Origin of the sequence: Sphingobacterium shayense, assembly GCF_013179575.1 — a bacterium.
In the GTDB taxonomy this organism is placed as follows: Bacteria; Bacteroidota; Bacteroidia; order Sphingobacteriales; family Sphingobacteriaceae; genus Sphingobacterium; species Sphingobacterium shayense.
Genome location: NZ_JABMCQ010000200.1, coordinates 1 through 6,147, shown reverse-complemented (window position 1 = coordinate 6,147; position 6,147 = coordinate 1). Strand labels below are relative to the sequence as shown.

Below are 6,147 nucleotides of genomic sequence, written 5' to 3'. Positions count from 1 at the left end.
TTCCGAACAGAGCAGTCAAGCCCGCCAGAGCCGATGGTATTGCCGTAACAGGTGGGAGAGTAGGTCGGTGCCTAATTTTATACAAAACCCCTTCAAGTAATTGGAGGGGTTTTTTTGTGCCTTTTTTACCATGGATATAAATGCAATTTGATTTGTAGGTTATATCATCACAAAAACATTCTTTATTTTATACAAATGGTTAAGCGGGAATTAAGGTTTCGGAGTAATGCAGGTATTAATTTGAATTTTGAGTTGATTGGAGTAATTTAGCAACATTATAGTATCGCACAGATTTATTTTAAGAGAAATTATAGATAATGATAGCCAAAGAGACCATTGAGAAGGTTTTAGATGTTGCTCGGATAGAGGAAGTGGTGGGCGATTTTGTAGACTTGAAAAAACGAGGAACTTCATTAATAGGGAATTGTCCTTTTCATAATGAGAAAACTCCTTCTTTTCATGTTTCGGTGGCCAAAGGTATATATAAGTGTTTTGGTTGTGGTGTTGGAGGAGATTCCCTTAAGTTTGTTATGGAGCTTGAGAAATATTCCTACCCTGAAGCGATACGGTACCTTGCTGATAAATATGGCGTACCAATTGAAGAGGTAAAACGTTCTCCAGCACAATTGGCTGCACAGGATAAACGCGAGAGCCTATATGTTTTGAGTGGTTGGGCGGGAAAGTATTTCAAGGAACAGCTTTGGACTTCGGTGCTCGGACAAACCATAGGATTATCTTATTTTAAGGAACGAGGGTACCGTGAAGATATAATAAAGAAATTTGAACTGGGGTACTCTCCCGATCAATGGACAGCATTATCCGATGCTGCAATTTCAGATGGTTTTCACAAAGATTATTTAAAGGAAATTGGCTTATCCATTGAACGCGATGACGGTAGTGTTTACGATAGGTTTCGAGGCCGAGTCATATTCCCAATACATAACCTCACCGGACGTGTTATCGGATTTGGTGGGCGTACTTTAAAGACAGAGAAGTCGGTACCTAAGTATGTGAATTCTCCAGAGAGCGAAATTTATCATAAGTCGGATGTACTTTACGGGTTGAATTTTGCAAAGAAGGCGATCATGGATAATGATCTATGTTACCTTGTCGAAGGTTATGCTGATGTGATTTCAATGCATCAAGCGGGTGTCGAAAATGTCGTTTCCTCTTCGGGCACCTCTCTCACATCTGGACAGATTCGGCTGATTTCCAGGTTCACTAAAAACGTTGTAATCCTGTATGATGGCGATGCCGCTGGTATAAAGGCTTCCTTAAGAGGTATGGATATGCTACTTGAGGAGGGACTTAATGTTAAAGTTCTTCTTTTTCCCGATGGTAACGACCCCGATTCTTATGTTCAAAAATACGGTTCATCAGAATTTAAGGGGTATATTGAATCGAACCAGGAAGATTTCATCTTCTATAAGACAAATATTCTATTAAAGGATACAGGTGGGGATCCAATAAAGCGGGCGGAAGTTATTCGTGAAGTCGTACAAAGTATTTCTCTTATTCCCGATGAGATTAAGGTTTCTGTATTCATACAACAATGTTCTAGTTTATTAGATATAGAAGAACGGGTTTTGCTTACCGAGCTGAATAAAATGCGTATTCAAAAGGCTAAGGCAGATGAAAAGAAAAATATCCAGCACGGAAATCGAGTTAATTCGACAACTAGCTCGTCGTCCGCATCAGCCGTGGGTGCGGAGATGCCTCCTGCGGATTTCTTTTTAACGGATCAGGAACGTGAAGAAATTGGTCTCTCCGAGGTTCAGAAAACACCAATAATCACGTCGGAGATACTCCAAGAACGTGAAATCGTTCGTATTCTATTAAATTATGGAGCTGAACTTGCAACTTGGGAAGCTGACGGCGATATTCCTATCGCCCCCTATATATTGAGTGCATTAGATGATGTTACTTTTGAAGACCGTCCTAGTGCTTTTATTATTGAAGTGTTTAAGAAAAAGGCGGAAGATTATGAAATTCCTCAAGCGAAATTTTTCTTTTCTCACCAAGACAAAGAAGTTCAAGATCTAGCGATAACCTGCGTGTCTAGTCCGTATGAGTTAAGTCCGAATTGGAATGATGAAAAACGAAAGATTTATGTCACCCAAGAACGGGAGCACCTTCAAGAACTCAGTATTCAAGCGATTTATCGAATAAAGAAAAGAAAGGTCGAGCGGGAGATGCATAAGATTCGAGAGGAGCTTAAAAGGGAAAATAATGGCGCTGATATAGAAATATTACTTTCAAAGTACCAAAAATTGAAGGAAGCGGAAAAGTTGTTAGCTAGTTTTTTAGGAAATATTATTGTTAAGTAAATTTGACGAGAATTGTTAAACGGGCGTCCGATTGTTAAAACTAACTTTTTTTAACCTTGTCTCTTAAAATATTTCCTTAAATTGGTCTGTAGAACAATAACAACGGGAGCTATCACACAAAAGTGAATGTCCGTAAAGTTCTACTAAATTTATAAAAATGAAATTTAATAATATATTAGGCTTAATTGCCTTATCAAGTATTTTTGTGGTCGGATGTAAATCCCAAAAAGAAAAATTTGAGTTCGTTACGCCCAAGTCTGGCCAAAGTATTGTTTATGGGGAAAAGGTTGCATTGAAAATGCTGTTTCCAGATACAACAGTCGACTCGGTGATCTACTCGGTAGATGGTAAGGTAATTGGACGAAAGCAAGATACCTCAGAGGTCCTTTTAGATACCGAAAAGGTGGGCCTAGGGACAAGGAATCTTGTCGCACGAGCCTATATTGCAGGCAAAGAATCTACCGCTTATAGTAATGTTACGGTTCTGCCTGAAACACCAAGACAGTTTACTTTCGAAAAAATAAACGCATATCCACATGATACCAAGGCGTTTACGCAGGGTTTGGAATATCATAATGGTGTGCTTTATGAGTCCACTGGTGCAGGAAGCGGATTAATTTCATCGGTACGAAAAGTGGATTTAAAAACGGGAGAGGTACTTCAGAGGAAGGATTTTGTTGGGAAAAGTGAAAACGGTAGAGACTATTTTGGAGAGGGGATGACTATAGTTGGCGACAAGATTGTCATGCTGACCTGGTTAAACAATGAAGGCCTTGTTTTAAACAAATCAAGTTTCGAAAAAGTAGGTTCCTTTAATTATCAAAATAGTACTGAGGGTTGGGGGATATGTAATGCTGGAGAATTTCTGATTAAATCAGACGGTAGTAACAAATTAACATTTTTGAATCCGAAAACTTTTCAAGAAGTTCGGTCCATAACGGTATATGATAATCAAGGTTCTGTAGATTTTATTAATGAGTTAGAATTTATTGATGGTAAGGTTTACGGAAATATTTACGAAAAAGACGTCATTGCCATCATAGATCCTGCGACTGGGATTGTAGAAGGATATATCAATTTACTAGGTCTCCATAGTGAACCTAGTAAGACCGACAAGGAATTAAATGGAATTGCTTATAACGCTACAACTAAAAATTTATACGTGACAGGAAAGCAATGGGATAAATTATATGAAATCAGCGTAAAAGCGCGATAACTGTTTGTAGTTTTTTGTGTTTTATTTATCACGGTATAATAGTTCCTTTCTTTATTGAAAATTCGATATTTTCGTTTAGTCGAACTGGCTTTTCTTCTTCATCCAGCTCTTGTAAACGATCTGGAAAGAGAATGCCGTACAGGTGATCGACTTCATGTTGGAATATCACAGCGGTATATCCTTCTACAATTTCTTCGATTTGCACTCCGGTTTTGGGGTTTAAATATTGCAATTTTATAGCATAGTTCCGTAACACATCGTCTTTTCTTTCTGGTATAGACAGGCAACCTTCCACCCCCTTACGCAATAAAGCGGAGCGCCAGACGATTTTCGGATTGATGTAATATTCAAACGAATTTCCTTTTTTATCGAAGCGCTGTACCCATATAACATTTTTATTAATACCGATTTGGGGGGCAGCAAGCCCCACTCCCGAGTGTTCGGGATCCGTTACGGTTGCATACATCCGTTTTGTCAAAAGTTCTAGCAGAGGGGTGTCATATTTGACGTCATCGGATTGGGTACGCAGGATGATTGAATCTTTTTCCGAAGTAGTTTGTAAAACGTACATTTTTTCATCCGCCGCTCCAGAAAGGATAAGTTTTTTTTCTCTATCGGTAAAGTCTTTAGCCATGGTCGTATTTTTTTCTCGATGGTTTTTTGGACCCGTATATTTTTTTTCGCCTACGGGGATGGCTAATTTGATGAAGTTCTCTTTGGGTGGCTGCGGGCAACGATACCCGCTGCTATACGCGCAATACGGATTGTATGCTTTGTTGAAATCGATTCGTACTTTCCCGTTTTTAATATCGTTCCGCTTTAAATCAATATAACGACCGCTTTCGTAGGAACTATCTCCAGTGGTTAAATCCATGATTGGAAAGAATAGATAATTTGATTGCGCTTTGGTTTGGAAACGACTTACATTTTCATATATAGGTATGCTAAATTCTTGCCCCTTGAGCGTGAAGTGTAGTAATGCAAAACGTTTAAATTCTTTACTTGTCCCATCGGAGGTCGGCATGCGAAAAGCGGGCTCATCGTTTAAGTATTCGACGGTTGCTTCCACAATAAACTCAGGGTTGTAAGGGAAATAATTAACAAATTGGATGTTTTCTGCGGCGATTGGTCCTCCGGCACTTTGTTGTAGTGACTTGAGTTGTTCTTGTCTGTACAATTCTATTTCACTACTGTCGTTTTGCGCGACGCCATCGTGCACATTCATAAGCAATATCGACAGAATAATAAATGTGTATCTCATGCAAATTAATTTAGTCCAGCAAAGATATAGATTTTTTATTTCAGCTGGCTTTAGTATAACCTCCCAAATGAATCGTATTTTTGTATAAAAATAGTTTTATGCGGATAATGGCTTTTGACTATGGTACCAAGCGTATCGGTATTGCGGTCACTGACCCTTTGCAAATTATTGCAACTTCACTAACGACGGTCCATCCAGAAAAGATTTGGGAATTTTTGGTAAATTATATACAGCAAGAACCAGTGGAGACATTTGTTGTAGGGAAACCTCTGCAAATGGATGGTACGGCTTCTGAATCGGGGCAATACGTCGTTGGATTTGTGCGTCGGTTAAAAAAAACTTACCCCGGAATTAATGTTGTTGAAATTGATGAGCGTTTTACTTCTAAGATCGCGTCCAATGCAATTTCGCAAAGTGGTATGAAAAAAGGTAAACGCCAGCAAAAGGAGCTTATAGATACGGTATCGGCAACGCTTATATTACAAACATATTTAGAATCTAGAACATTTTAGGATTATGGCACTCAGAGATATACTTTTTTTTAGTGAGGGAATTACTTATATATTGAAAGATAAACAAAAAGTTCGTCAATGGATCCAAGATACTGTTAAGTCGGAAGGATTTAAACGGGTTGGTCAATTGAGTTTTATTCTCTGTTCAGATGAGTATCTTTTGAATATAAATCAGGAGTACCTCAATCATAACACATATACTGATATTGTAACGTTCGATTCATCGGAAGAAGATGATGTTATTGAAGGGGATATTTTTATATCCGTAGAAAGGGTGATAGAGAATGCTAACAAGTTCGACGTTTCTCAGAGAGATGAGCTTCACCGCGTTATTATTCACGGGGTTCTCCATCTTTGCGGGTATCATGATAAGAAAAAAGAGGAGAAGAATCTTATGACAGAAAAGGAGAACGAATATCTATTAAAAAGACCGTTCTAAACAGACAAAGGAAGCACTTAATTAAAGTGCCTCCTTTGCTCTAAAATATTTAGAAGACTAGAATCTTTCGAATTGTGAAAAATAGAAATCTCCTTCGATTCTTGCGTTTTCATCAGAGTCGGATCCATGAACAGCATTTGCCTCTATAGATTTTGCGTATTTATTACGAATTGTACCTGTTTCTGCTTTACTTGGATCTGTAGCGCCTATTAATGCACGGAAGTCTTCAACAGCGTTGTCTTTTTCTAAGATGGCAGCGACAATTGGGCCAGATGACATGAAATCAACTAAATCATTATAGAAAGGTCTTTCTTTATGTACAGCATAAAATGCACCCGCGGTTTCTTTTGAAAGTTGGATATATTTCATCGCAATAATTTTGAATCCACCCA

Annotated in this window: 6 protein-coding genes; 4 read left to right on the top strand and 2 right to left on the bottom strand. The window is 38.4% G+C overall.

What is annotated here, in order from left to right; genetic code table 11:
* Window positions 1–317 precede the first annotated feature (317 nt).
* Both dnaG and HP439_RS17030 read left to right on the top strand, forming a co-directional pair.
* Window positions 318–2,327 (top strand): DNA primase, encoded by a 2,010-nt coding sequence (gene dnaG, locus HP439_RS17035; RefSeq protein WP_172391541.1) that lies wholly within the window; start codon window positions 318–320, stop codon window positions 2,325–2,327.
* Between the two features lie 157 nt (window positions 2,328–2,484).
* Window positions 2,485–3,543, top strand: a complete 1,059-nt coding sequence (locus HP439_RS17030) for a glutaminyl-peptide cyclotransferase (RefSeq protein WP_172391540.1) — start codon at window positions 2,485–2,487, stop codon at window positions 3,541–3,543.
* Window positions 3,544–3,571: 28 nt separating this feature from the next.
* On the opposite strand, the gene def is transcribed toward HP439_RS17030, so the two are convergent.
* Window positions 3,572–4,804 (bottom strand): peptide deformylase, encoded by a 1,233-nt coding sequence (gene def, locus HP439_RS17025; RefSeq protein ID WP_172391539.1) that lies wholly within the window; start codon window positions 4,802–4,804, stop codon window positions 3,572–3,574.
* Between the two features lie 98 nt (window positions 4,805–4,902).
* Here def and ruvX point away from each other — a divergent pair, with 98 nt between their 5' ends.
* Both ruvX and ybeY read left to right on the top strand, forming a co-directional pair.
* Entirely contained in the window at window positions 4,903–5,316 is a 414-nt protein-coding gene (gene ruvX, locus HP439_RS17020) for a Holliday junction resolvase RuvX (RefSeq protein ID WP_172391538.1), read from the top strand.
* Window positions 5,317–5,320: 4 nt separating this feature from the next.
* Window positions 5,321–5,755, top strand: a complete 435-nt coding sequence (gene ybeY / locus HP439_RS17015) for an rRNA maturation RNase YbeY (protein ID WP_172391537.1) — start codon at window positions 5,321–5,323, stop codon at window positions 5,753–5,755.
* 57 nt (window positions 5,756–5,812) lie between these two features.
* On the opposite strand, the gene HP439_RS17010 is transcribed toward ybeY, so the two are convergent.
* Window positions 5,813–6,147: nucleoside-diphosphate kinase (locus HP439_RS17010; protein WP_172391536.1), on the bottom strand; the 335-nt coding region annotated here is incomplete at its 5' end.